Below are 24,942 nucleotides of genomic sequence, written 5' to 3'. Positions count from 1 at the left end.
ATCATCCCGTCCAACGACCACGGTCCTCGCAACTCCCACAGATCGCGGGTGTTGCGAGGACCGCTAGAACCCAAGGAGCGGGGCCCCTGTGCGTGCCACGGCTCAGTGGCCGAAGCGGAACCGGTCGCGGACGGCTCAGTGGCCGAAGCGGAACCAGTTGACGTTCACGAAGTCGGCCGGCTGGCCGCTGGTGAAGGTGAGATACACGTCGTGGGTGCCGGTCACCGAGGAGATGTTCGCCGGGATCGTCCGCCAGGACTGCCAGCCGCCGGTGTTGCCCACCGCGAAGCTGCCGATGGGCGCGTTGTTCCGGTTGTCCAGGCGGACCTCGACCAGTCCGCTGACCCCGGTCGCGGCACCGCTCGCGACCCGGGCGACGAACTGCGTGGCCGCCGTCGAACCGAAGTTCACGCCCTTGTACAGGGCCCAGTCGCCGTTCGCCAGGGAGCCGAGGTTCTGGCCGCCGTCGGTGTCCGTGGTGGCCTCGGTCTGCACACCGCTCTGGGCGTCGTAGGACTCGGCCTGGATCGGGCTGTAGGCGTCACGGTTCCCGGTGGGCGGGGGAGTGGTGCTGCCCCCGCCACCGGACTGCAGCACCCGCACATAGTCCACGACCATCGGATGGCCGGGCTCGGTGCCGCCGTCCGGGCCGCCGCCGAAGGCGCCCGGGAAGCCGCCGCCCATGGCGACGTTCAGGATGAGGAAGTAGCCGTGCTGGGTGGCGTTCGCCCAGGTCGTCGCGTCCATCTGATCGGCCCTGACGGTGTGGTAGGTGACACCGTCGACCGAGAAGCGCATCTGCTCGGGGCTGGTGGACCGGTCCCACTCCACCGCGTAGGTGTGGAAGCCGGACTGGCAGGTGGAGCCGGGGCAGGAGGTCGAACCGCCGATGCCCGTGGTCTCGTTGCACGGGCCCCCGGGGTTGGTGCCGCAGTGCATCGTGCCCCAGACCGTGTTCAGGCCCTGGACGTTCTCCATGATGTCCAGCTCGCCGATGCCCGGCCAGTTCCAGTAGTTGCCGCGGAAGGGCGAGCCCAGCATCCAGAACGCGGGCCAGTAGCCCTTGGCGGCGGCACCGGTGACGTTCGGCATCTGGATCCGCGCCTCGACGCGCAGCGTGCCGCCGGCCGGGGGCTGGAAGTCGGAACGGACGGTCTCGATGCGGCCCGACGTCCAGTGGCCGGAGGCGTCCCGGCGGGGCGTGATGAGCAGATTGCCGCTGCCGTCCAGGGAGACGTTCTCGGTGGAGGACGTCATCGTCTCGACTTCGCCGGTACCCCAGTTGGCGGCGCCGCCCGGGTAGGAGGTGCCGGTGTCGTACTGCCAGGCCGACGTGTTGACGCCGGAGCCGGCGGGGCCGTCGAAGTCGTCCAGGAAGACCTGGCTCCAGCCCGACGGCGCAGGCGGCGCCGAGGCGACGGCGGACGGTGCGGTGACGGCGGTGGCTCCGGTCGCGAGGCCGAGCGCGGCGACGACCGCGAGCAGTCCCCGTCTGAGGGAGCGACGTCTGTGGTCGGCGTGTGCGCCGCGAGGAACACTCATGGCTGGGTGCCTCTCAGGGGGTGGGGGTGGAAGACGGGGTGTCTGAGAGCGCTCTCACACAGTGTGCGTGGTCAATGTGCTCCCGGGCGCCCGCAGCGTCAAGAGGTGAAGCGGGGAAACTCCGTTGCCTGCTGGTGAGTTCATCCGACGAAGGCGGAGTTCTCCCGGTTGTTCCCCGCGTGCCGCCCCGGCCCCACTAGGCCGACGCCTCCGGCCCGGCCGTACGGATCACGGCACCCTCGTTGCCCGGCCGCACCGGCCGGGCGACGAGGGTGCCGCCGCCGGTACGAGTACTACTGCTGACGGTACGAGTAGACGGTCGTCGCGACCTTGCACACGCCCGGCGGGACGACCTCGACCCGCAGCGTGCCGGTCGTGGTGTCGTAGTCCACGCCCTCCGCCTCGAACGTCCCGCTGCACGCGCTGCGCTGCGGCAGGGCGAACAGACTGGTGACGTGCCCGGTGACCGGGGTGCCGTCCAGCCGGTGCGTCAGGTCCACCTGCAACAGCGGCCGGTCCTCCTCGAACAGCTCCTTCGAGCCGTCGTCGGAGGCGCACAGCAGCCGGGTGTCGTCGACGAAGTCACAGCCCTGGATGTCGCGCACGGGCTTGTCCAGGGTGATCTGCGGGGCCTGCGGCAGGTCACCGCCGGTCTTCGGGGTGGCCGGGTTGAGCAGGGGAGCGGGGAAGACCTGGAGCCGGTCCTGGTCGCCCCACTCGCCCGACACCAGCCACTGACCGTCCGGCGAGACGGCGGCGAAGGAGTTGTTCACCTTCTCGCCCGCGTCGAGCTGGTGGACGTACTCGTACCGCTTCCCGTCCGGAGTGGTGACCGCGAACATCTTGGACGTCGCCGAGTCTGCGCCCTGGTAGGCGTCGAAGACATGGTCCTGGGCGATGTCCGGGTCGCCGATGTGGTTCCAGCCTTTGAGGCGCAGGTCCAGGGGGATGGAGGCGAGTCCCCGGTGCAGCAGCGAGCCGTCCGCCCGGCTGGCCAGCCCCTGGCTGCCGCCCAGCGAGTCGACGTACGCCGTGTCGGTCTCCTGCCACACCGGTTCGGCGGCCGCCGCGGAGGTGGCGGTGCCCAGAGCGACGGCGGCCGACAGTGCGGCGATGGCGAGCAGTTGACGTCTCATCGGGTTCCTGTCGTCGTGGAGGTCATGGGGGTTCGCATCGAATCACGGGGCGGGCGGTCAGGTCACCGGGTGAAGAGGCGTGCGGGGCGGGACGGCCGGATTTTTTCGGCCGCCGGTGACGAGGGGCAGAACGCGGGACTGCGCAAGGGTCACGGAACGTCAAGGCGCCCGCGCATGACTCGACGACGCGTGCCTGGACGGGAACGGCGGCACGGCCTGCCGGAGAAGAAACCGGCACGACGCCCGTGCGAGGGCGACGACGGGTCCAGCAGGCGACCGCGGCGGATCGGTAGGGTGCGGAGGGTGCCGGTGCGGACCGGGCGAGGGCCGTGACGCCCGGCCGGGCGGACACAGCGGGAAGGTGCGAGGGTGAGGCTGACCATTCTGGGCGGCGGCGGTTTCCGCGTGCCGCTGGTGTACGGGGCGTTGCTGGCGGACCGGTCCGAGGGGCGGGTCACCGAGGTCGTCCTGCACGACCTGGACGCCGGCCGGCTGGCCGCGATCGGCCGGGTGCTGAGCGAGCAGGCCGCCGGGGTGCCCGACGCACCCGCCGTACGGACCGTCACCGACCTCGACGAGGCGTTGCGCGGCGCCGACTTCGTGTTCTCCGCGATCCGCGTGGGCGGCCTGGACGGACGGGCCGCCGACGAGCGGGTCGCGCTCGCCGAGGGCGTGCTGGGCCAGGAGACGGTGGGCGCGGGCGGCATCGCCTACGGACTGCGCACCGTGCCGGTCGCCGTCGACATCGCCCGCCGCGTGGCCCGCCTCGCCCCCGACGCCTGGGTCATCAACTTCACCAACCCGGCCGGGCTGGTCACCGAGGCGATGTCCCGTCACCTCCGCGAGCGGGTGATCGGCATCTGCGACTCACCGGTCGGCCTCGGCCGCCGCATCGCGCGGGTGCTCGGTGTGGACCCGAACCGGGCCTGGATCGACTACGTCGGGCTGAACCACCTCGGCTGGGTGCGCGGGCTGCGCGTCGCCGGACGGGACCAGCTGCCGCGCTTGCTGGCCGACCCGGACCTGCTCGGCTCCTTCGAGGAGGGCAGGCTGTTCGGCGCCGAGTGGCTGCGGTCGCTGGGCGCGATCCCCAACGAATACCTGCACTACTACTACTTCAACCGCGAGACGGTCCGCGCCTACCAGCAGGCCGAGAAGACCCGCGGTGCCTTCCTGCGCGACCAGCAGGCCCGTTTCTACGCGGAGGCGAGCAGGCCGGACGTCTCCGCGCTGGACACCTGGAACCGCACCCGCGCCGAACGCGAGGCCACCTACATGGCCGAGAACCGTGAGACGGCCGGCGCGGGGGAGCGGGAGGCGGACGACCTGTCCGGCGGTTACGAGAAGGTGGCGCTCGCGCTGATGCGGGCCATCGCCCGTGACGAGCGGACCACGCTCATCCTCAACGTCCGCAACCATGGCACCCTGTCCGAGCTGGACGCCGATGCCGTGATCGAGGTTCCTTGCCTGGTGGACGCCGATGGTGCGCACCCGGTGGCCGCCGACCCGCTGCCCGGTCACGCCGCCGGACTGGTGTGCGCGGTCAAGGCGGTCGAGCGCGAGGTGCTGACCGCCGCCGAGACGGGCTCCCGCGCGGCGGCGGTGAAGGCCTTCGCACTGCACCCGCTGGTCGACTCGGTCGGCGTGGCCCGGAGGCTGATGGAGGGATACCTCCAGGTGCACCCGGGGCTGGCGTATCTGCGCTAGGTGCCGAGAGCGGCAGCCGGTTCAGAGGCGGGTGGCGCGGAGCACGGCCCGGACGGTCTTGCCGCTCGGAGGGAACGGTACGCAGTCCCAGTGGTCGGCCAGAGCCTCGACGAGCATCAGACCCCGGCCGCCGGGCGTGAGCGCGCCGGCTCCGGCCGCGTCGGTGGCGAGGCGCGGGTGGAGGTCGCCGCGGGCGTCGCTGACCTCCACCCGCAGCACCTGTGACGCCGGGTCCAGTACGAGCGTCAGCCGGAAGCAGCGGCCGGGCACTCGGCCGTGGAGGGCGGCGTTGGCCGCGAGTTCCGCGATCACCACCTCGGCACGTTCCGTGAGAGCCGGCGGGGCGTCCCAGGAGCGGAGCTGTCCCGCTCCGAGCAGACGTGCGAGCCGGGCGCCCCGCCGCGTGGCCGAGAGCAGCTGGGTGAAGGTCCATGGCGATGTGGTGGGCCGTGGGGTGGTGAGGTGCGGGGGAGCGGTTCGGTCCATGACGCCAGCGTGATGCCTGATTCGCCCCGTACACGAGCCCGGCGGCCCGTACGCTGAGTGAGCGTACGAGCGCGGAGCGTGGGAAGTGCGGTACGGCAGCCGCCACGATGTGGGGCGGCCGTGGGGCGCAAGGGACCGCGGAGCCGGCTGAGGAAAGGGGCGGCGGACGGACATGGCCGAGTCGGAAGCGACGACCACGGAGGCCGACATGCGTGCGGTGCCGCTGGGGGAGGGGGAACGGGAACCCCATCCGTCGGACAGTCTGCGGACGTTCGGCGCGTTCGTCCAGGCCCTGCGCGAACACGCGGGATTGAGCAGGGCCGAGCTGGCCGCGATCGTCCAGTTCTCCAAACACACCGTGGAATCGGTGGAGTTGGGGCGCCGCATGCCGGACCAGGCCTTCGTCGAACGGGCAGAGGAGGCCCTGGGCAACACGGGCGCACTCCGCAGGGCGGCACGTCATCTGACGCGGGGCGAGGTGGGGCTGGCTGCTTGGTTCCGGCAGTGGGCACGGCTGGAGCGGCAGGCCGTCAGCCTGTGCACCTACGAGTGCCGGCTGGTGCCGGGGTTGTTGCAGTCGGAGGCGTATGCGCGGGCGGTGTTCGAGGGCACGATCCCGCTGCGGACGGACGAGGAGCTAAAGGCGCAGCTCGCGGCACGGATGGACCGCCAGCGGATGATGCTGGAGAGGCCGACGGTGCCGTTCAGCTTCATCGTCGAGGAGCACGTGTTCCGGCGGCGGTTCGGGGACGCGGAGGCGATGCGGGGCCTGCTGGACCATGTGCTGGAGCGCAGCGCGCCGAGGAACGTGACGTTGCAGGTGGTTCCGTTGGAGGCGGGGTTGCATGCGTGCCTGGACGGGCCGGTGCAGGTGCTTGAGACCCCGGCGGGGCGGCGACTGGCGTACTCCGAAGGGCAGAAGAACGGGCGTCTCATCTCCGACGTGAAAGAGGTGAGTGCCCTCTGCCAGCGCTATGAAACACTGCGCTCGCAGGCCCTGAGCCCGAGGGACTCCAGGGACCTGCTGGAGCGACTGCGAGGAGAACTATGAGCAGCGGTACGAAGGAACTCGCCTGGTTCAAGTCGAGCTACAGCGGCAGCGAGGGTGACAGCTGTGTGGAGGTCGCGTTCGCCGAGCGGGCTGTTCATGTGCGGGACTCGAAGGACGTGTCCCGCTCGCCGTTTGCGGTGGCGCGTGAGGGCTGGGCGCCTTTCGTGAGGTTCGTTGCGGAGGTTTCGGAGGCGTAGCCGAGCGCGGCTCGGTCGATGGAGTGGTTGCCGAGGCCGGGGAAGACCGGCTTCGGCGCCGCCTGGCTCGGAGCGGCTTCGGGGCGTGCTTCGAGCCGGCCTTCTCCTGCTGCCCGGGCGCGACAGCAGCCTTCGGACACGCCCGCTGCAGCACCGATCTCACGGCCGTCATCGCCGAAGCCGTACGCACCCTGGAGAGGTCTCGCTGGGCACGCTCACCGGGGCACCGCTGAAAACGCTCACCGACTCCGCTGAGCGACGCATGGACGCCGTGGCCGGAAATTGAGCCGAACAGCCGAACAGCGTCGCACCTGGCGCGGCGTTTCGGTGACGCCTCCTCACGCGCATGTGAGCGAGGCCGGGCGGCGCATGCCGTGCGGCGGCGCACCGGGGCGTTCGGCCGCCGCAGCGCGAAGCGGCCGAACGCCCCGCCCCCCCGTGTTCCCCCGGTCGGCACCCCCGTTGTGCGCTTCCCCACTCATGAGAGTCACAAGGCCGGTGCCTGATACACCCTCGGCAGGAGAACTTTCCGCCGGCGGCCGTGGGCGTCCGGCACGGACGTGGCACGCATGCGGGAGGGCGTCGCCGTCCGGCGGCCCGGGACGATTGCCTCCTGTCATTCCGTGTGGTCTCGTGGCGACGGTGGTACGGACGTGATGTGAGCGACCACAGAGGCACCACACGGACAGGAACACCGGCAGGAACACGGACAGGGGGCGCAGGGTGACGGGAACGGCCGGCGGGACCGGGCGGCTGCTGGCCGTCAGCGACCTGCATGTCGGCTACGACGACAACCGTGCGCTGGTGGAGCGGATGGTGCCCGAGACGGACGACGACTGGCTGATCGTGGCCGGGGACGTCGCGGAGACCGTGGCCGACATCCGCTGGGCCCTGCAGTTGCTGGCGGGACGCTTCCGCAAGGTGCTGTGGGTGCCGGGCAACCACGAACTGTGGACCCACCCGCGGGACACCGTCACCCTGCGGGGCGTCGCCCGCTACGAGTACCTGGTCGCCCTGTGCCGGGACCTGGGGGTGGTCACCCCCGAGGACCCGTACCCGGTGTGGGAGGGACCCGGCGGGCCGGTGGCCGTGGCCCCGCTGTTCCTGCTGTACGACTACAGCTTTCTGCCGGAGGGCTGCGCCACCGAGGAGGAGGGCCTGGCCCACGCGCACCGCACCGGTGTCGTCTGCACCGACGAGTTCCTGCTGCATCCCGACCCGTACCCGAGCCGGGCGGCATGGTGCCGGGCCCGGGTCGCCGAGACGGAACGCCGGCTTGCCGCCCTGCCCGACGGCCTGCCCACCGTGCTCGTCAACCACTACCCGCTGCACCGGCACCCCACCGACATCCTGCGCTACCCGCAGTTCGCGATGTGGTGCGGCACCCGGCTCACCGACGACTGGCACCGCAGATTCCGGGCGGCGGCCATGGTCTACGGTCATCTGCACATCCCGCGCAGCACCCGCCAGGACGGTGTCCGCTTCGAGGAGGTATCGCTGGGATACCCCCGCGAGTGGCGCAAGAGGCCGCAGCCGCCGAGCGGGCCGCGCCGCATCCTGCCGGCCGAGGACGGTGACCGTGCTGCCTGAACTGCTTCCGAAGACGGTGGTGGCCGTCGAGACGTACGGGGACGACCCGGCCGCCGAGGCGGCGCTGTACCCGGAGGAGGAGGCGGTCGTGGCGCGGGCCGTGGCCAAGCGGCGGCGCGAGTTCGCCGCCGTGCGGGCCTGCGCCCGCCGCGCCATGGAGAAACTCGGAGTGCCGCCGCAGCCGGTGCTGCCGGGGGAGAGGGGCGCGCCCGGCTGGCCGGAGGGCCTGACCGGCAGCATGACCCACTGCGACGGCTACCGCGCCGCCGCCCTGGTCCGCACCACCGACCTGGCCTCGCTCGGCATCGACGCCGAACCCCACGGCCCGCTGCCCGAGGGAGTGCTCGACGCCATCGCCCTGCCCGAGGAGGTCCGCCGGCTGTCCCGGCTCGCCGGGCGGCATCCCGCCGTCCACTGGGACCGGCTGCTGTTCAGTGCCAAGGAGTCCGTCTACAAGGCGTGGTTCCCGCTGACCGGGGCATGGCTCGACTTCTCCGGAGCGGACATCGACCTCGTCCCCGCTCCCGGCACCTGGCGCACCGGCACGCTCCGGGCCCGGCTGACGGTCCCCGGCCCCGTGCTGGGCGGCCGCCGGCAAGGCTGGTTCGAGGGCCGCTGGGCCGTCGGCGAAGGTCACGTGGTCACCGTGGTGACGGTCCCGCACCCGTGAACCCTGCCGCCCGCACCACACATCGGCCCCCGGCACGGTCGGCGGGCGGGCGGACGACCGGGCACGTGACCGACGCGACCCCGGGCCCGGCTTCTGCCCGGGCAGGCCTCGGGCCCGATGTGCCGCTGCCGCCACCGCCGGCTCCCTCGACGGCGACGGCAGCGGCGCCTCACCGTGACACGGCGCCTCGTCGCCGTCCGGCTTGCGTCTGCGGAGCGGCATCCGGCTTCGATCGCGGCACGCCGCGGCCCGGCCGGCGGGCCAGCACGTCCAGCACGGGTGCGGGATCGTCACGGAAGTAGAAGTGCCCGCCGGGGAAACGGTGGACGCGAACGGCTTCGCTGCTGTGCCGTCGCCAGTGCCCGAGCTGCTCGGCGGTGACGCTGTCCGCGTCGCCGCCCAGCACTTCCAGCGGTACCGGAAGCGGTGCGCCTGCTCGGTGACGGTAGTTCTCCAGCATCGTGAGATCGGCACGAAGAGCGGGCACGAACATCGCCCTCAGACCGTCGTCCGCGGCCAACTGCGGCGGGATGCCGCCGTAGTGTTCATCGACGACTGTCATCAGCTCCCCGTCCGGCAGGCCGGACAGCCGAGGGGCACGGCGTGGCAGGTCGGGCGCAGGAAAGGCCGACACGATGAGCCGTTCGGGCAGGGGACGTCCCTGGGCGGCCAATGCGCGGGTCACTTCGTAGGCGATCAGCGCGCCGAGACTGTGCCCGAACAGGTCGTAGGGCGGGACGAACTCCGTTGCGGCGAGCAGTTCGTGCACCACCGTGCGCAGGTCGGTCAGCCCGGGCTCGCCGGCGCGGCTGCCGCGGCCCGGCAGGCACACTCCGTAGACCTGGGTGCCCGGCAGCCGCTGCCCCCAGCGGATGTACTCGCCGGGAAGTCCTCCGGAGTGCGGGAAGCAGTACAGATGACGCTCGGGTGTCTGGGCCGTGGGGGGCCCCGCCAGCCAGGCGTTGCGCCGAACCGTTGCATGAGACGCACCGGAGGGACGGGGACCGGTCATGAGGCGGGAACCTCCTGTGCGGTAACGGGTGCGGCCCCACGCTGGTGCAGCAGTGAGACGAGCGCCGCTGCCGTCTGGGAGCGCAGGACGTCCGAGGCGGCGAGCGGGACGTGGAACGTCGTGGCAGCCCAGGCGGCCAGCTTCGTCGCAGTCAGTGAGTCGCCTCCGAGGTCGAAGAAGTTGTCCTCGGGGTCGATGTCGGGGTACCCCAGCGCCTGGGCGAACGCGGTGAGTACCGTGTCGAGCACGGACGGGCGGCCGGACGCCGGAGGTACCGGCCGAGCGGCGCCGGCGTCCGGCCGCGGTACGGCCGGGGCAGGGCCGAAGACGGCCGGTGTGGAACACGGGGCTGCTGCGGTGGGCCTGTCGCCGGCGCCAGAGCCGGGAGGCGGTGGCACCAGATGGTGGCGCTTGTCGAACGGGTAGGTCGGCAGAGGGATCCGGCGCCTGGGCCGGTGGCCGTGCAGCGCGGCGAAATCCGGCCGTGCCCCGCGTGTCCACACCTCCCCGACACCGGTCAGAAGCACCACCGTCTCGGACACCTGCTCCGCCGGGTGCGGAGCGAGATGGACGACGGCCTGCTTCCCGTCGTACCGCGGATGCTGGCGTGCCAGAGTGGCCAGGGTCCGCCCCGGCCCGACATCCACGAGGACCCGGTCCGGAGTGGAGAGAAGGACGTCGAGCACCTCGCCGAATCTGACGGTCCGGCGCAGATGCCGGACCCAGTACTCCACCGTGCGGATCTTCTCGGGGTCCGCCCACGACCCGGTCGTGTCCGACAGCACCGGCACCGTCGGCCGTTCCCGAGGCACTGTACCGATCACCTCGGCGAAACGGCCGGCTATCGGCTCGACGAGCGGGGAGTGGCCCGCCGTGGCGATCCGCAGGACCCTCGCCTCGATGCCGCGTGCTGTCAGTTCCTCCGTGAACCGGGCCACGGAAGGGGCCGGGCCGGTTACGGTGCACTGACCCGGGCCGTTCACCGCGCCGATCGTGACGTCGCCCGGCAACAGCCGTACGACGTCCTCCTCCGGCAGACGCACGGCGGCCATCGCTCCGGCGGGCACGGTCCCGAGCAGCCGTCCCCGTTCGGCGACCAGCCGGGCCGCATCCACAGGGGAGAACACCCCGGCCACGCAGGCGGCGGCGTACGCGCCGAGGCTGTGCCCGGTGACCGCACTGGGCCGCAGCGCCCACGATGCCAGCAGCCGGGCGGTGGCGTACTGCACCGCGAAGACGGCCGGCTGACCGACGTCGATGGTCGCCAGCTTCTCGGCCGCGGCCGGCCGATCCTGCTCCGTGCGGGGATACAGCACCTCCCGCAGATCGAGCCCGACGTGACCCGCGACCGCTTCGGCCACCTCGTCCAGATGCCGCCGGAATGCGGGCTCGCCGTCGTACAACGCGGCGGTCATGCCGACATGCTGACCACCCTGACCGGGAAACAGAAACACCTGTTCGGCGTCGGACGGAGCGCCGGCCCTTGCGGTCCGGGTCCCGGTACGCAGCGCGGACACCGCCTCCTGCGTGTCGCCGGCGACCACGAACCTGCGGTGGATGTGATGGGTACGGCCGGTCTGCAGGGTCCACGCCGCGTCGGCCAGATGCGTCTGCGGACGGGTCGCCAGATGATCGGCCAGACGCCGGGCCGCGGCGTCTGCGGCCTCGGGAGTCCGGCCGGACACCATCAGCAGCTGCGGGCGGTCGACCGGGGCGGACGTCTCGGACGGCGGTGCCTGTTCCAGCACCACATGAGCGTTGGTCCCGCCGACACCCAGCGCGTTGACCCCGGCGATCCGGGGGCCGTCCGTGGGCCACGCGCGTGTGCTGCCGCTGACCTCGAAAACGGAGGAGAAGTCGATGTCCGGGTTCGGCCGCCGGTAGTGCAGTGTGGCCGGCACGACGCCGTGCTCCACGCAGAGGACCGCTTTGATGAATCCGGCCACGCCAGCGGCCGCGTCGGCATGCCCGATGTTCGTCTTCACGGAGCCCAGCAGACAAGGGCCGTGCCGTTTCGTTCCAGGCCCGAAGGCCCGTGCGAGTGCGGCCACTTCGATGGGGTCACCGAGCGCTGTACCCGTGCCGTGCGCCTCCACGTAGCCCACCTGGTCGGGATCGACACCGGCGACCTCGAGCGCAGCGCGGATCACCTCTGCCTGACCGACCACGCTCGGGGCGGTGAAACCCGCCTTGTGCCGACCGTCGTTGTTCACCGCGGAACCGCGGATCACCGCGTGCACATGGTCGCCGTCGGCCAGCGCATCGGACAAGGGGCGCAGGACGACCACGCCCACAGCACTGGCCCCGACCGTTCCGTCGCTGTCGGCGTCGAACGCGCGGCAGTGGCCGTCGGCCGAGACGATGCCGCCCGGGGTGTAGCGCATACGGGGCAGGTACGGGACCACACTCGCACCGCCGGCGAGTGCCAGATCGCATTCGCCGTTCAACAGCGCCTGCACGGCCAGGTGCACGGCCACCAGAGAGGTCGAGCAGGCCGTCTGCACGGTCAGCGCCGGTCCTGTCAGGTTCAGGTGGTAGGCGATGCGGGTGCCGGCGAAGTCGGGTGCGGTGGCCTGCCGCAGCCGCCATTCGTCGAGGAACGGCAGCTCGTCGATCCGGGCGCGTACGGCCTCGGCGTACCCGTTGTTCCCGGCGCCGACGAAGACACCGGTCACGGGGCGGTCCGGGCCGCCGTGTCCGGCCCGTTCGAGTGCCTCGTGGGCGCATTCCAACAGCAGGCGCTGCTGTGGGTCGGTGATGAGTGCATCGTGTGCCGACAGGCCGAAGTAGGCCGCGTCGAAGTCGCCGGCTCCTTCCAGCACGCCGTAGGCGGGTACGTACTCGGGGTGCTCCGGGTCGGCCTGATCGGGCAGTGCGGAGATGGTCTCCCGGCCGGCGCACAGGTTCTCCCAGAAGCTTTCCACGCTCGGAGCACCGGGGAACCGGCCGGCCATGCCTACCACGGCGACCAGGGCGTCCTGGTCTTCTGGCTGGTCGTGTGTCATCGCGAGTCCTTGACGGGATGTGTCGGGGCCAGGGACAGGGGTGCCGGGGCCGCGGTGCCCAGGGCACCGAAGACGAACAGGGCGGCAGATGTGAGCTGCAGGGTGGCCAGCCCCCAGAACGCAGGTGTCAGCCCCGCGTGCTCGGCGACCGTGCCGGACAGCACCCAGCCCGCAGTGCCTCCGGCCAGCGTCAGTGCGGTCGCGACGGTGAGCGTCTCGGGCCGTCGGCTCTCCGGGATACGCAGCAGCCGGACGGTGGCCACCGGCGCGGATGAGAGGCCGTTGAAGAAGCTGACGCACACCAGCAGACAGAACAAGTACGGCAGGCCGAGGGGCAGGGCCAGAGCGAGGAATCCGACGCCCAGGGCCACGCGGCCGGTGAGAGCGAGCACACGGGCGGGCACCTTGCGCGCCAGCCGCCCGGCCAGCAGCGTGCCCGTCAGCGCGCCACCGCCGAAGGAGGTCAGCAGGGCACCGGCCACGACGGAGGAGCCCTCTCCGCGTGAGACGGCGATCACCGGCAGCAGGGCGAACAGTGCCTGCCAGGCCATCTCCCCGAGCGCCAGGGCCGCCGACCAGCTGCCCAGCAGACGGTCCCGCAGCAGCAGCCGGATCCCGGCCGCCGGGGAGCGGCGTCCCGTGGCCGGTGCGGTCCGGCCCATGTGCGGTGGCAGGCACAGGCGGAGCAGCACGGCCGAACAGACGAAGGACACCGCGTCCATGATCAGTACCGTCGGTGCGCCGAACAGGGAGGTCAGCGCACCCCCGAGCAGGGGGCCCAGCAGTACGCTGAGCCGGGTCGCGCTCTGCAGCGTGGCGTTGGCTCGGGCGAGCAGGTGCTCGTCCTCACCCACGACGCCCGGCAGGAGCGCCTGTTGACTGGCGGTGTACGGGGCGTAGAAGGCGCCGATCGCGAACATCACCACCGCGAAGGTGGCCGTGTTCAGACAGTCCAGGTAGTACAGCGCCGGCAGGAGCGCCACGAGCGGGCCGCGGACGGTGTCGCCGAGAAGCATGACGCGGCGCGGGCCGAGCCGGCCGGTCCAGGCGGCCCCGAAGAAGCCGAACACCGCGATCGCAGCCAGCTGCGCCGCCATGACAAGACCCATGTCACTGGAGGATCCGGTCAGTTGCAGCACGAGCCAGGGCATGGCGACGGCGCTGAGCTGGGTGCCGAGCATCGAGGTCGTCTCGGCCGCGAAGAGCACGCGCAGGGTCCGGTTGTGCCGGATCCCGGATGCGGTCCCGGTCCGGAAGGCGGGTGTGGTTCCGTTGGTCATGATCGGGCATCTCCTGCCGTGCCGGGCCGGCGACGGACGCGCCGGGGTGTGCGGCTTGACCGCACCGGACGGCGGACTCCGGTGCCGGTGGCGGGGGCGTCCGGTCGGCGTGCGTCGTCGAGAGCCTGCGCCAGCGCCGCGACCGTCGGGTGTTCGAAGAGGGTGGTGATGGGCAGTTCCCGGCCGAAGGCGGAGGCGATCTGGCTGTGCAGCTTGGCCAGCGTGAGGGAGTTGCCCCCGAGGTCGAAGAAGTTGTCATGGATGGAGACCGCGGGGAGCTGCAGCACCTCCGACCAGAGCGCGGCGACCCGCCGCTCGGTGTCGTTGCCCGGTGCCACATGGCCGGCCGCCCCGACCAGGTCGGCACGCTCGGGCCGTGGCAGTGCCGCGAGGTCGATCTTGCCACTGGTGGTCAGCGGCAGAGCCGGCAGGACGACGACGGCGTCCGGCACCATGAAAGCGGGCAGTTCCGTCCGCGCCCGGCGCAGCAGCTCGGCGCTGTCGGGGGTGTGGCCGTCCTGCGGCGTCACATAGGCGACGAGGGCCGGTGTGCGCTGCGGGTCGCCGGTCACGGCGGCCTGGGCGACCTCGGGTTGTCGCAGCAGGAAGTGTTCGATCTCCCCCAGTTCGATGCGGTGACCGCGGATCTTGAGCTGCCGGTCGGCCCGGCCCAGATACTCGACGGTGCCGTCGGCCAGCCGGCGTCCGAGGTCTCCGGTGCGATAGACCCGCAACGACCGGCCGTCCAGCTCGATCGTGCAGAACCGGTCCGCCGTCAGCTCGGGACGTCGCAGGTAGCCTGCGGCGAGGCTGTCACCGGCCAGGTGGATCTCGCCGGTGGTGCCGAGCGGGCACCGCCGCCCGGCCGCATCGAGGACCAGCATCCGCACACCGGGGAGAGGCCGGCCGATGCAGTTCAGCGGAGCGTTCCCCGGTTCGTCGACGATGTGCTCAGAAGCGGCCACGGTGTTCTCCGTGGGCCCGTAGGAGTTGAGGATGCGGTACGGCAGCTGTGTGGGCGGACGCTGGGAGAGCGGCGACCCGCCGATGCCCAGCCAGCGCAGCGAGCGCGGGACGGTGGTGCCGCTGCTCCACATGGCCTCGGCCAGCGCGGTGGCGCAGAACGCCACGGTGGCGCCCTTGCGGTCCAGCCATTCGCCGAGCGTGGAGGCAACCACAGGCTCCTCGTGGGGGATCAGGCAGGCGCCATGGACCAGGGCCTGCCAGACCTCCATCTGGGAGGAGTCGAAGGCAACGCTCAGCAGATGTGTGCAGCGGTCCTCGGGGCTGATGCCCTGCGTGTTCCCCGCCGAGCGCACCAGGTTGGCAAGGCCGCCGTGCCGCACGACGACACCTTTGGGGGTTCCGGTGGTGCCGGAGGTGTAGATGACGTAGGCAGGGGCGTCCGGGGACCAGCCAGGTTCGTCCTCCGTGCCGCTCGGCTCCGCGGCTTGCCTTCCGTCCGTGACGTCGATGAACGTGGCCCGGCCGGTGGACGCCGGTACGGCTCCGCTGTGGGTGAGCACCACGCTCGCTCGTACGTCGTCCAGCACGAACCGCTGCCGAGCCGTCGGCCAGGACGGGTCGAGCGGGCAGAACGCGGCGCCGGCGAACCAGGCCGCCAGCATGCCGACGACGAAATCCTCGCCGCGCGGCAGGACGAGAGCGACCGTGGGCTCGTCGGCCGGAAGGTGCGGACGGACCGTTCCGGCCAGCGAGCGGGCCCGGGCGACCAACGCCCGGTAACTGAGTTCACCCCGGCTGCTTCGGATCGCCGTGGCGTCCGGACGGGTGCGGGCCTGCCGCAGCACCAGCTCCGGCACGGTCGTCGCGGGGCCCGGCCGCGGTCCCTGTTCCCACGCACGGATCCGTTCGAGCCGCTCGCGCGACATCATATCCAGGGCGGTGACGGGAGCATCGAGACCGGTGGGAAGCTGCGCCAAGAGCGTGGCCAGGGTGTCGGCCAGCTGCTCCACGTCGTCCCGCCGGACCAGGCCGCCGTGGTAAGCCATGTGGCCGCGCAGTTCGCCGCCGTCGAGGACGAGCGCGACGGTCAGCCCCAGCTTTCCGGTGTAGGCCGCACCGCTACCGTCGATCTCGACGGCGTGCAGGACACGTCCACCGATCGTCGGCGGGTGTGCTGCCGCCGTGCTGAACGCCAGTGAGACGTCGCAGAACGGAGTGCGACCGGGCCTGCGAGGCGGGTTGATCCGGTCGACGACGTCCTCGAAGGGCGCCTCGCCGTGCGCGAAGGCCTCCAGTGTCGCGTCCCGCATCGCCTCCAGCGCCTGGCGGACGGTGGTGTCCGGCCGCAGCCGGGAACGCAGCGCCACCATGTTCAGACACGGGCCGAACACGTCCGTGAGCCCGTTGTGGCTCCGGTTGGTCATCGGGCTGCTGAACACCACGTCGTCCGAGCGGGTGCGGTGGTGCAACAGGAGCGCCAGTGCCGTGGCCGCCGTCATGAACGGGGAGATGCCATGCCGCTCGTGGAGGGCGCGCAGGCGTTCGCCCACACCCGCGGGCACCGGGATCCTGACCACTCCGTGCGGTTCCGGTTCCTCGGGCTGCGGCAGGTCGACGTACGCCGGTGCCCCGCTGAGCCGTTCCTGCCAGTGTGCGAGGTCGGCCTCGTGGCGTGCGCCGCCGCGGGCGGTCTCCTGGGCGCGCACGAAGTCCCGGTACTGAGCCGGCCGCTCACCGTCGGCCAGTTCCCTCAGACACGCGGCGATGGCATCCGCCAGACCGGCCGCGTCGGCGGCACCGACGCGGTCACCCTGGTAGGAGAGCACGGCCGTCAGCTCGCCGTCCTGTTCGACCACGGTCACCGTGATGCCGAACTTCGTGTCTCGGCACCACAACGACTCGGGGAACACCGGGCGCAGGACGGCCCCGCCCAGTACGGCGTGCCTGCCGTCGCGCCGGCTCATGTTGAGCACGACGTCGCTGTACGGCGGCCCGCCGGCCGCGTGGTCCGGACGCAGCCGCGCCACCACTTCGTCGAAGGGGGTCCGGGCGTGTTCGAGGGCGTCCAGCACCTCCTCGCGCATGACGCGCAGCACCTCGAGCACACTGCTCTGCGCGGTGGCCCGGGACCGCAGGACGACGTGGTTGAGGCAGGGACCCAGCAGATCGGCGATGCCGCGGTCACGGACGCTCGCAGGGACGCCGAAGGTCACGCGTGGCAGGCCGCTCCACCGGTGCAGAGCCGTGGCCAGTGCCGCCGCCATGAGCATGAACCAGCTCGCGCCGTACTCGTCCATGACCGGCCGCAGTCGGCCGAGCAGCCCCGGGGGCAGCGCCACCCGGATCGCCCCGTCGGCTTCCGCCCGCCGCGGCGCGGGCAGCTCCAGTCCGGTCGGCCAGCCGTCCAGCCGCTCGCACCAGAAGTCGAGGTCGGAAGCGCGGTGAACGCTGTCCGAGCGTTCCAGGGCGGCCGTGTACTGCCGGTACTGGAGAGCGGGCGGTTCGGACGGCACCCCTGCGAGGCTGTCCCGGAAGCAGCGTTCGAGTTCACGCAGCAGGACGGGCACGGACTCACCGTCCACGACGAGATGGTGCAGGCTCAGCATGAAGGCCTGGCCGCGCTGCCCGCAGTCTGCGACGGCTGCCCGCAGCAGTCGTCCGCCGGCCAGGTCGAAGGGGCGGCCGGCGGCCTCCTCGAGCCATCGTGCCGCCACGTGCGCCGGCTCCTCGCCGTCGCCCGGGACGCACACCTCCAACCGGGGGCGCCACGGCTCCTGGACGACCTGGCGCACGGTTCCGCCCCGGACGCGGAACGCCGTACGCAGGATCTCGTGACCGTCGACCAGGCGCGCCAGAGCGTCCTCCAGGACCGCCGTGTCCAGGCGGCCGTCGACGGTCCAGCCCAGGGAGACGTTCGCGGGCGACCCCTGACCGTACTGCTCCGACAGCCATACACGGCGCTGGAAGGCGCTCGCGGCCGGCGGCTCGTGGGATGCGAGCGGAGCCGCCTCCACGACGGCCGTCGAGGCCCTGCGGCCTGAGGCGGCGTCTTCCGCGGCCGGTGCTGCGGGGACGGTACCGGGAGAGGACGGTGCGACGAGGGAGCGCGCGGTCGCGCCGTCCGGAAAGCGCCCCGTGGCACGGTCGACCGCGTCGGCCAGGTCACCCAGTCTCGGCGTCTCGAACAGCGTCTTGATCGGCAGGTCCGCACCGAACCGTTCGGCGATCTCCCCGATGAGCCGCACCGCCAGCATGGAGTGCCCGCCCAGCGCGAAGAACGAGTCGTCCTCGCTCACCGACACCACCCCGAGCAGATCGCGCCATATGGCCGCCAGCTCGGCTGCGGTTCCCGTCCGGGGCTCGTGCCGGACCGAAACGGCCCGCGCCGCGGTCTGCGTACGCAGCCGCGCCACGTCGACCTTGCCGTTGACCGTCAGCGGGATGTCGGCCACGACGTGGAACAGCGAGGGCAGCATGTACGACGGCAGTCGGCGCGCCAGGTGGCTGCGCAGCTCGCTCGCGCTCAGTGCCATGCCGCTCTGCACCACCGCGACGAGCCGGTCGTCCTCCGTATAGACGACGGCGTCAGAGACGTCCGGGTGCTCGCACAGGCACGTCTGCACCTCTCCGGGTTCGATGCGGTACCCCCGAAGCTGTATCTGGGAGTCGGCGCGCCCGACGAACCGCAGGCTGCCGTCGTGCAGACGGGCGGCGAGGTCCCCGGTGCGGAAGAGGGTGCCGTCCCCGAAGGGCGATGGCACGAAACGCTCGGCAGTCAGTTCCGGACGGTTGAGATAGCCCGTGGCGACACCGTCGCCGCCGACGTAGATCTCGCCGACGGCACCGACGGGCAGCAGTCGGCGGCCGGTGTGCCGGTCCAGCAGGTGCAGACGTGTCGTCGGGATCGGCAGGCCCACGACGCTCGTGTCCGTCTCCATGTCGTCCCGGGAGACGGTACGGACGCTCGCGTGCACGGTGGTCTCCGTGATGCCGTACATGTTGACGAGCCGCACGTGCGGGAAGCGTTCCGACCACTCGGTCAGCATCGCCGGCCGCAGCGCCTCACCACCGAAGATCACATAGCGCAGCCCGGCCAGTCCGTCCGGTGCCGTGGGGCGCATGCCGAGAAGCCTGCGGAAGGCGCTGGGAGTCTGGTTCAGCACGGTGACTCGCTCGCGCTGGAGCAGGTCGAAGAAGAGAGCGGGATCCCGGGTCTCGTCCTCGGAGACGAGGACGACCCGACCGCCGTACACCAGACCGCCGAACAACTCCCACACCGAGAAGTCGAAGGCGTACGAGTGGAACATGGTCCATACGTCCTGCGGTCCGAAGGCGAACGGCAGCCGGTCGTTGACGAGCAGCCGCACCAGGTTGCGGTGGGTGAGCACGACACCCTTGGGCCGGCCGGTGGTGCCCGAGGTGTAGATGCAGTAGGCGGGCGAGTCGAGGGTGACCGACGGAAGCGGTGGCCCGGTACGGCGCTTGGCCGGGTCGAGCAGTTCGTCCAGGGCGAGGACACGCATGCCGATGCCGTGGCCGTCCGCCGCGGGCGACGGTGCGAGCGCGACCCGGACCCCCGAGTCGGTGAGGATGAACTCCCGGCGTTCGTCGGGAACGGCTGGATCGATGGGGAGATAGGCGGCGCCGGCCATGAGGGTGCCCAGGATCGCCCGCACCTGGTCGGCGCCCCGGGGGAACAGCAGGGCGACCAGTTCTCCGGGACGTACGCCCGCTGCGATCAGGCCGCGGGCGACCGCCTCCGCGTCGGTCAGCAGATCGCCGTAGCGTACCGACGTGGCACCGTCGGTGAGCGCCACGTCCTCGGGACGGGCATCGGCCCGCCGGCGGATCAGGTCGTGGACGGGCGTTGCCTCGTAGGCGGCCTCGGTGGCGTTCCACACGTGCACCTGGAGATGACGCTCGTGCTCCGAGAGGTAGTCGTGTTCGGACACGCTCGTGTCCGGCCTCGTCGTCAGCAGACGCAGCGCCGTCACATAATGCCGGGCCATCGCCGTGATCTGGTCATGGTCGAAGTACCGGCCGTTGTAGACGAGATGGCCGCGGTGACCGTCGCCGTCCGGCTGCAGGCACAGATGCAGGTCGTACTTGCCCCGGCCGCCGCCGGTGTCCACGGGGTGTGCCACGGTGCCCTCTGGGCCGGGCAGGCCGGCCGCAGCGGGCAGGTAGCTGTACAGGACGTCGAAGAGTGCCGTGCGGCTCATGTCCTTGGACGGGTCGACCAGCCGGACCAGTTCGTCGAAGGGCGCGCGGTCGTGGGCCCGCGCGTGTGCCGTCTCGGCGGCGGTGTGCTCGACGAGTTCGGCGAACGTGAGATCCGCACGTGGACGCAGGCGCACCGGCAGCAGATTGCCCAGCGGTCCGACGACATGCCGGTCCTGTTCCCGCCGTCCGGGGTGGGACAGGCCCAGCACCATGTCGTCCTGGCCGGAGTACCACTGGAGCACGGCGGCGAACGCGGCGAGGAGCAGGTCCGGCAGCTCGGCGCCGAGCCGGTCGGCGGCCTGGCGCAGCCCGACGTCGGCCGGCACGGCGAAGGACACGGATCGTTCCTCGTAGACGTGTACGGCGTCGCGTTGCCGGCGCTCGGGCAGGCGCAGCGGGTCGGTGGGCGGCTGCAGCACGGCTGCCCGGGCGGCCAGGTGCGCCTGGCGGGTGTCCTCGTCGTCGGCCTGAAGCCAGGCCCGGTAGCTGGTGGGCAGCGGTGTGCCTTCCTCCGGCCCGGCCAGGACCTGCCGGGCGATCTCCTCCAGCGACGCCCGGTCCACCACGGCCTGGTGCCCGCACAGGGCTATCCAGCCGCCGGGAGATGTCGCGCCGGGCAGGACGGCGATCCGCAGCAGAGGCCCTTCGCTCAGGTCGAACGGCCTGCGGGCCCAGGCGGTCAGGGCCTCGGGGACGTGGTCACCGTCTTCGCAGATCACCGCGGCAGGCAGCCACTCCGGCTCGACAGGCATGTCGGGCTGCACCCGTTGGACGAGCCGGCCGTCCAGTTCCACGAGCTGGGTGCGCAGCGCCTCATGGGCGCGGACGACGGCGGTGACGCGGTTCGCCAGGTCCGCCGGACGGGGCAGGGCTTCCAGCCGGAGGTAGAGCGGCAGGTTGTGGTAGGTGGGTGCTCCGGGATAGAGCTGGCCGTTCTCGAACCGGTCGACGAACCACATGCGCTCCTGATGCGCGGAGGCCGGGCAGGCGCTGCCGGCGGACGACCGGCCGGACACCGCAGCATCGCCGGATGCCTCCCGGTAGTGCATGTCGAGCTCCTTGAGCAGGATGGCCTCGCACTCGCCGTCCCACAGCAGGTGGTGCAGGCACAGGAACAGCACCTGCCCTGCCGGGCCGAGTTCGATCAGCGCGCCGGTCAGCAGTCGTCCCGAGGACAGGTCGAACGGCTCATGGGCCGCGGTGTGCATCCACTCCTGCAGGGCCGCCTCTGGATCAGGCCGGTCGCCCAGCTCCACCCGCTCGATCCGGGGGACCCACGGTGCGCGCACGGTCTGCATGAGTTCGCCGTCGACCTCGACGAAAGCGGTACGCAGGATCTCGTGCCGTGCGATCACCGAGGCCAGCGCGCGGCTGACCCCCTCGGCATCCAGAGGCTGCTCGACACGCCAGGCGAGCGGCACGTTGTAGACAGCCGGGTCACCGGTGACGCGCTGGGCCAGCCAGATGCGGCGCTGGAAGCTGGACGCCGGGAAGGTGTCCTCGGTGGCGGGACCGTGTGCCGCCGACGGGGTGTCCGGGCAGGACAGGGCAGGAGGCGCCGTGGACGGCGATGCCGTGGACGGGCGAGCGGTGGTTGCGGCGCGGCCGGGAGCGGTCCGGGGCAGCGCGTGTGCGGTGAAGTCCGCGAGCCGTGGATGGTCGAAGAGCAGGCGGATGGTTGCCACCGAATCCGAGAAGCGGCTGTTCACCGCGTCGACCAGCACCTCCGCCAGCAAGGAGTGCCCGCCCAGCTCGAAGAACGAGTCCTCCGAGCCGACCGGCCCGGTCCCGAGAACCGACTGCCAGACCTCGGCCATCTCCGCCACACGGCCGTCCGCATCGGCCCCATGTGCCGTGGTCGGCCCGTCGGCGGCCGTGTTCCGTGTGGCATCGCTCGCGACAGCCGGGGCGGCGGCCAGCACGCCGGCGATACCCGCCAGCGGATCGTCCGCGATCGCGCGCAGCACGTCCAGGTAGTCGTCGGCCATGGCTCGCATCGTCGTCGCGCCCAGCGAGCCCGCGGGGTCCTTCCACAGCAGGTGCGTGCCGCAGCTGTCCTCACGGACCATGAGCGCGAGCCGGAAACCGGCGGTGCTCTCCATGTCCAGCAGACTCAGCCGCGCCTCGGCCCCGTCGTGCCGCAGCCGTACGTCGTGCACGTCGACGTCGTCGCGCAGCCCGGCATGCCAGTACTGGAACACCGTCTGATGGGTGCGCCGCTGCGCGTCGGGTCCGGTCAGTCCGGCGGCCCTCATGATGGCGGGAAGCGGCAGATCACCGTGTGCGAGAGCCTCCTTGACCCGCCTGCGCACCCTGCCGAGCAGGCCGGCGTAGGAGTCGTCGTCCCGCACGGGGACACGGATCGGCAGGGCGTTGACGAAGTACCCCACGCGCCGGTCCAGTCCGGGCAGGCAGCGACCGTGGTACGGCAGGAACGACAGCACCTCCGACGAGCCGCTGTGGCGGCGCAGCAGTGCGACGTAAGCGCCCATCAGCACGGTGACGAAGGACATTCCCAGCTCGGTGGCACGAGCCCGCAGGGCCGAAGCAAGGTCCGCCGGCACCATGTCGCTGACGACCGTGTACCCGGACTCCTCCGGACCGGCCGGCAACGCGAAGCCACCACCGTCACCCAGGGCCGTCTTCCAGTAGAGGCGGTGTTCCTCTCCGGACGGGCCCGAGGCGAGTTCGCGTGAGTGCGCGGCGAACGCCGCGAGGGCCGGGGCCTGGTCCTCGTGCGGTACGGCCTCGCCACGGTAGGCGGTGCGCAGCGCGTCGAGGAGCAGCAGGATGGAGGCGCCGTCGTACACCAGATGGTGCACGGCGATCAGGAGCACCGTGTAGTCCGGGCCGTCGATGAGGTCCACGCGTGCCAGCGGGCCGGTGTGCAGATCGAACGGCTGCTGCCAGGTCGTGCGGATCGCGGTGTCCCGGTCCAGCTCGGTGCGGACGCGGCGGACCGGAATCCCGGGAGCGTCCGACCAGTCGAGTACGGGCCCTTGCGAGCCCGCACGTACGCGTCCCCGCAGCTGCGGGAAGCGCTCCCCGACCGCGGCGACCGCTCGGCGGAGGCGTTCGACGTCCAGACTGCCACGTACCTGGAAGGGGGTGGGGATGATGTGACTCCACTGTCCGGGATCCAGTTTCCAGGCGACCCACATCGCCTCTTGGCCGACGGACAGTGGAACGCACTGCGTGTGGTCGTTCATACGGTGGTCTCCTGTGAGCGGTCGGCACGAGCCGGGCGAGGCGCGCTGTCGGGCGTGAGGAAGCCGAACGAGGTCCTGGACATCCACGCGTCGGCGACCGCGGCGACATCCGGTGCCGGCGGGGCTTCCAGCCGGCTGCGCAGATCGCGGATCCGCTGGCGGGCGGCGGTGCAGAAGATGTCGGCCAGGGGCTGGGCGCTGTCGTCGCCGGACGCCGACATGGTCGAGGCACGTGCCAGGGTGAGCGACATGCCGAGCAGTTCCCTGGCGATGCCCGCCAGGAGGATCAGCGTGCGTTCTTCCTCGGCGAGTTCCTCACGGTCGGGATGGCGCCGTGCCAGTTCGAGACAGGTACGTCCGAAGTCCCGTGTCCCTTCCGCGGCCGCATGCAGGTGTGCGAGGTTACGGGGGGTGAGCACGGCACCCGAGGTGTCCAGGGGGACATCGTTGTCACGCAGGAGTTCGTCGGCGTGTTCCGGCTCCGGGTAGTAGTAGGACAGGATCGACAGACGCCCGATCCAGTTGTCTATCTGGAAGTCGACACCGCCGGAGATCCGCAGGTTGCGCAGATCGCGGAGGAACCGTTCCAGGGGAACGGGCGGTGCGCCGCGCAGCCGCTTGCTGCCCGCCGTCTCGTACCCCTCCGCCGCCAGCAGGGACATGGCGCGTTCGGCGATGCCCCAGGAGAGCAGCGAAGAGGCGTTCTTCACAGCGTTCTGCTCGAACCTCAGGTTGAGGTTCCTGCCCTGGTCCTCCGGGAGCAGGCACCACTGGGCCATGGTCTCGATCGCGAACGTCTCCGCCAGGCTGTCGGCCAGACGCCTGCGTACCTCGTCGTACTTGGACAGCGGTCGTCCGTCGATGACACGCCGGGCTGCGAACTCCCGCATCCAGTCCACGGACAGCCTGGCCACGGCAAGTGCGGGTGCCGCGATCAGGTGCATCCGTCCACGGCCGACCAGGCGCGCCGTCGCAGGCGTCGTCCGGACGACGTGTCCGGCGTCGCGTTCGACGAGCATGTGGTGGCCGGCGACCCGTACGTCGCGGAATTCGAGCCAGCCGTTCGGGAATCCCCTGATACCCATGTAGGTGTGCCAGGCCCCGCTGGTCACCCCCGGGCTGTCGGTGCGGACGAAGAACATCCGCACACGGTCGGCTCCGTCCTCGTGGACGGTGGCCGAGACACTGACCACCTCGGCGACCGGTGCGTGTCCGACGAACACTTTCCGCCCGTTGAGAAGGTAGTCGTCCGTGCCCTCGATTCGGGTGGCGGTGGTGAAGCGGCGCAGGTTCGCTGCTCCTTCCGGTTCGCTGTCCGCGCTGGCGGACCGGGCGCCACGGCGCACCACGTCGCTGAGCAGCTCGTGCAACGGCCCTTCAGGAACGACGGAGAGGAAGGCCCCGGCGCCGAGGGCGTTCTCGATGGCGAGTGACAGAGCTGCAGGCGTGCAGTGGGCAGCTGCCGCGGACACCATGCGGAAGGTGTTGTAGTGCGACAGCGCATGGCCACCCAGGGATCTGTCCACCTGGAGAGCGAAGTAGCCGCGACGGCCGAACTCGTCGAGGAGGCCCTCGGGCAGAGCGGCGCGGGCGTCGACGTCGTCGGGATCGACGCGGTCACGCAGCAGGGCGGTCAGTTCCTCGATCATGAGGTCGCCCGTCCGTGCGTCGGACGGATCCTGTACCGGGAAGTCGCGGATGAGGTCCCAGCGGAAGCGTCCCTGGTACAGCTCTTCCAGAAAGCTGACCCGGTGGGGATCACTGGTTGCGTTCCGTGTGGTCCGTGCCAAAGGAGGCCTCACTTCGACGGTCGGTGCACTTGGTCAGGAAGGCCCATGCCCCTGGCCGTGGGCAGGGAGCAAGGTACG

Annotated in this window: 13 protein-coding genes; 5 read left to right on the top strand and 8 right to left on the bottom strand. The window is 71.5% G+C overall.

Annotated elements, in window-relative coordinates:
- Positions 1-135 precede the first annotated feature (135 nt).
- Together IE286_RS17655 and IE286_RS17650 are read right to left on the bottom strand one after the other, a co-directional pair.
- Positions 136-1,542, bottom strand: a complete 1,407-nt coding sequence (locus IE286_RS17655) for a glycoside hydrolase family 16 protein (protein WP_189797719.1) — start codon at positions 1,540-1,542, stop codon at positions 136-138.
- Between the two features lie 293 nt (positions 1,543-1,835).
- Entirely contained in the window at positions 1,836-2,678 is an 843-nt protein-coding gene (locus IE286_RS17650) for a hypothetical protein (RefSeq protein WP_189797718.1), read from the bottom strand.
- Positions 2,679-3,047: 369 nt separating this feature from the next.
- On the opposite strand from IE286_RS17650, the gene IE286_RS17645 reads away from it, so the two are divergent.
- Entirely contained in the window at positions 3,048-4,385 is a 1,338-nt protein-coding gene (locus tag IE286_RS17645) for a 6-phospho-beta-glucosidase (RefSeq protein ID WP_189797717.1), read from the top strand.
- A gap of 21 nt (positions 4,386-4,406) precedes the next feature.
- Here the strand turns inward: IE286_RS17645 and IE286_RS17640 are convergent, their stop codons facing one another.
- Positions 4,407-4,871 (bottom strand): ATP-binding protein, encoded by a 465-nt coding sequence (locus IE286_RS17640; RefSeq protein ID WP_189797716.1) that lies wholly within the window; start codon positions 4,869-4,871, stop codon positions 4,407-4,409.
- 172 nt (positions 4,872-5,043) lie between these two features.
- Between IE286_RS17640 and IE286_RS17635 the strand changes: the two genes are divergently transcribed.
- From IE286_RS17635 to IE286_RS17620, 4 genes are all read left to right on the top strand, one after another.
- Complete coding sequence (locus IE286_RS17635) at positions 5,044-5,922, top strand: helix-turn-helix domain-containing protein (RefSeq protein WP_189797715.1); 879 nt, start codon at positions 5,044-5,046, stop codon at positions 5,920-5,922.
- Positions 5,919-6,119 carry a DUF397 domain-containing protein gene (locus IE286_RS17630; RefSeq protein WP_189797714.1) on the top strand — a complete coding sequence of 67 codons (201 nt, stop codon included), beginning with the start codon at positions 5,919-5,921 and terminating at the stop codon, positions 6,117-6,119. The genes IE286_RS17635 and IE286_RS17630 overlap by 4 nt, the downstream gene beginning before the upstream one ends.
- Positions 6,120-6,842: 723 nt before the next feature.
- The gene (locus IE286_RS17625; protein ID WP_189797713.1) at positions 6,843-7,709 is read left to right on the top strand and encodes a metallophosphoesterase family protein; all 867 of its coding nucleotides are present in this window, start codon (positions 6,843-6,845) and stop codon (positions 7,707-7,709) included.
- Entirely contained in the window at positions 7,699-8,379 is a 681-nt protein-coding gene (locus IE286_RS17620) for a 4'-phosphopantetheinyl transferase family protein (RefSeq protein WP_189797712.1), read from the top strand. Before IE286_RS17625 ends, IE286_RS17620 begins: the two co-directional genes overlap by 11 nt.
- Positions 8,380-8,548: 169 nt before the next feature.
- Here the strand turns inward: IE286_RS17620 and IE286_RS17615 are convergent, their stop codons facing one another.
- The 5 genes from IE286_RS17615 to IE286_RS17595 are packed head-to-tail and all read right to left on the bottom strand — an operon-like array spanning position 8,549 to position 24,864.
- On the bottom strand, positions 8,549-9,391 hold the full coding sequence (locus IE286_RS17615; protein WP_189797711.1) for a thioesterase II family protein: 843 nt from the start codon (positions 9,389-9,391) through the stop codon (positions 8,549-8,551).
- Positions 9,388-12,396 carry a type I polyketide synthase gene (locus IE286_RS17610; RefSeq protein ID WP_189797710.1) on the bottom strand — a complete coding sequence of 1,003 codons (3,009 nt, stop codon included), beginning with the start codon at positions 12,394-12,396 and terminating at the stop codon, positions 9,388-9,390. Before IE286_RS17610 ends, IE286_RS17615 begins: the two co-directional genes overlap by 4 nt.
- A complete protein-coding gene (locus IE286_RS17605) occupies positions 12,393-13,676 on the bottom strand; it encodes an MFS transporter (protein WP_189797709.1) in 1,284 nt (427 codons plus the stop codon). Before IE286_RS17605 ends, IE286_RS17610 begins: the two co-directional genes overlap by 4 nt.
- The gene (locus tag IE286_RS17600; protein WP_189797708.1) at positions 13,673-23,074 is read right to left on the bottom strand and encodes a non-ribosomal peptide synthetase; all 9,402 of its coding nucleotides are present in this window, start codon (positions 23,072-23,074) and stop codon (positions 13,673-13,675) included. The genes IE286_RS17605 and IE286_RS17600 overlap by 4 nt, the downstream gene beginning before the upstream one ends.
- Positions 23,071-24,864: an acyl-CoA dehydrogenase family protein gene (locus IE286_RS17595; protein ID WP_189797707.1), complete on the bottom strand. Its 1,794-nt coding sequence runs from the start codon at positions 24,862-24,864 to the stop codon at positions 23,071-23,073. The genes IE286_RS17600 and IE286_RS17595 overlap by 4 nt, the downstream gene beginning before the upstream one ends.
- Positions 24,865-24,942 lie beyond the last annotated feature (78 nt).

The sequence above is a fragment of the Streptomyces thermodiastaticus genome, from assembly GCF_014656135.1.
In the GTDB taxonomy this organism is placed as follows: domain Bacteria; phylum Actinomycetota; class Actinomycetes; order Streptomycetales; family Streptomycetaceae; genus Streptomyces; species Streptomyces thermodiastaticus.
This window is presented reverse-complemented; position numbering and strand designations above follow the sequence as displayed.

Excerpts from the sequence above, each read along its gene's own strand:
- IE286_RS17655 (WP_189797719.1), bottom strand. The coding sequence starts at position 1,542 with ATGAGTGTTCCTCGCGGCGCACACGCCGACCACAGACGTCGCTCCCTC.
- IE286_RS17650 (WP_189797718.1), bottom strand. The coding sequence starts at position 2,678 with ATGAGACGTCAACTGCTCGCCATCGCCGCACTGTCGGCCGCCGTCGCT.
- IE286_RS17640 (WP_189797716.1), bottom strand. The coding sequence starts at position 4,871 with ATGGACCGAACCGCTCCCCCGCACCTCACCACCCCACGGCCCACCACA.
- IE286_RS17635 (WP_189797715.1), top strand. The coding sequence starts at position 5,044 with ATGGCCGAGTCGGAAGCGACGACCACGGAGGCCGACATGCGTGCGGTG.
- IE286_RS17630 (WP_189797714.1), top strand. The coding sequence starts at position 5,919 with ATGAGCAGCGGTACGAAGGAACTCGCCTGGTTCAAGTCGAGCTACAGC.
- IE286_RS17615 (WP_189797711.1), bottom strand. The coding sequence starts at position 9,391 with ATGACCGGTCCCCGTCCCTCCGGTGCGTCTCATGCAACGGTTCGGCGC.
- IE286_RS17610 (WP_189797710.1), bottom strand. The coding sequence starts at position 12,396 with ATGACACACGACCAGCCAGAAGACCAGGACGCCCTGGTCGCCGTGGTA.
- IE286_RS17605 (WP_189797709.1), bottom strand. The coding sequence starts at position 13,676 with ATGACCAACGGAACCACACCCGCCTTCCGGACCGGGACCGCATCCGGG.
- IE286_RS17600 (WP_189797708.1), bottom strand. The coding sequence starts at position 23,074 with ATGAACGACCACACGCAGTGCGTTCCACTGTCCGTCGGCCAAGAGGCG.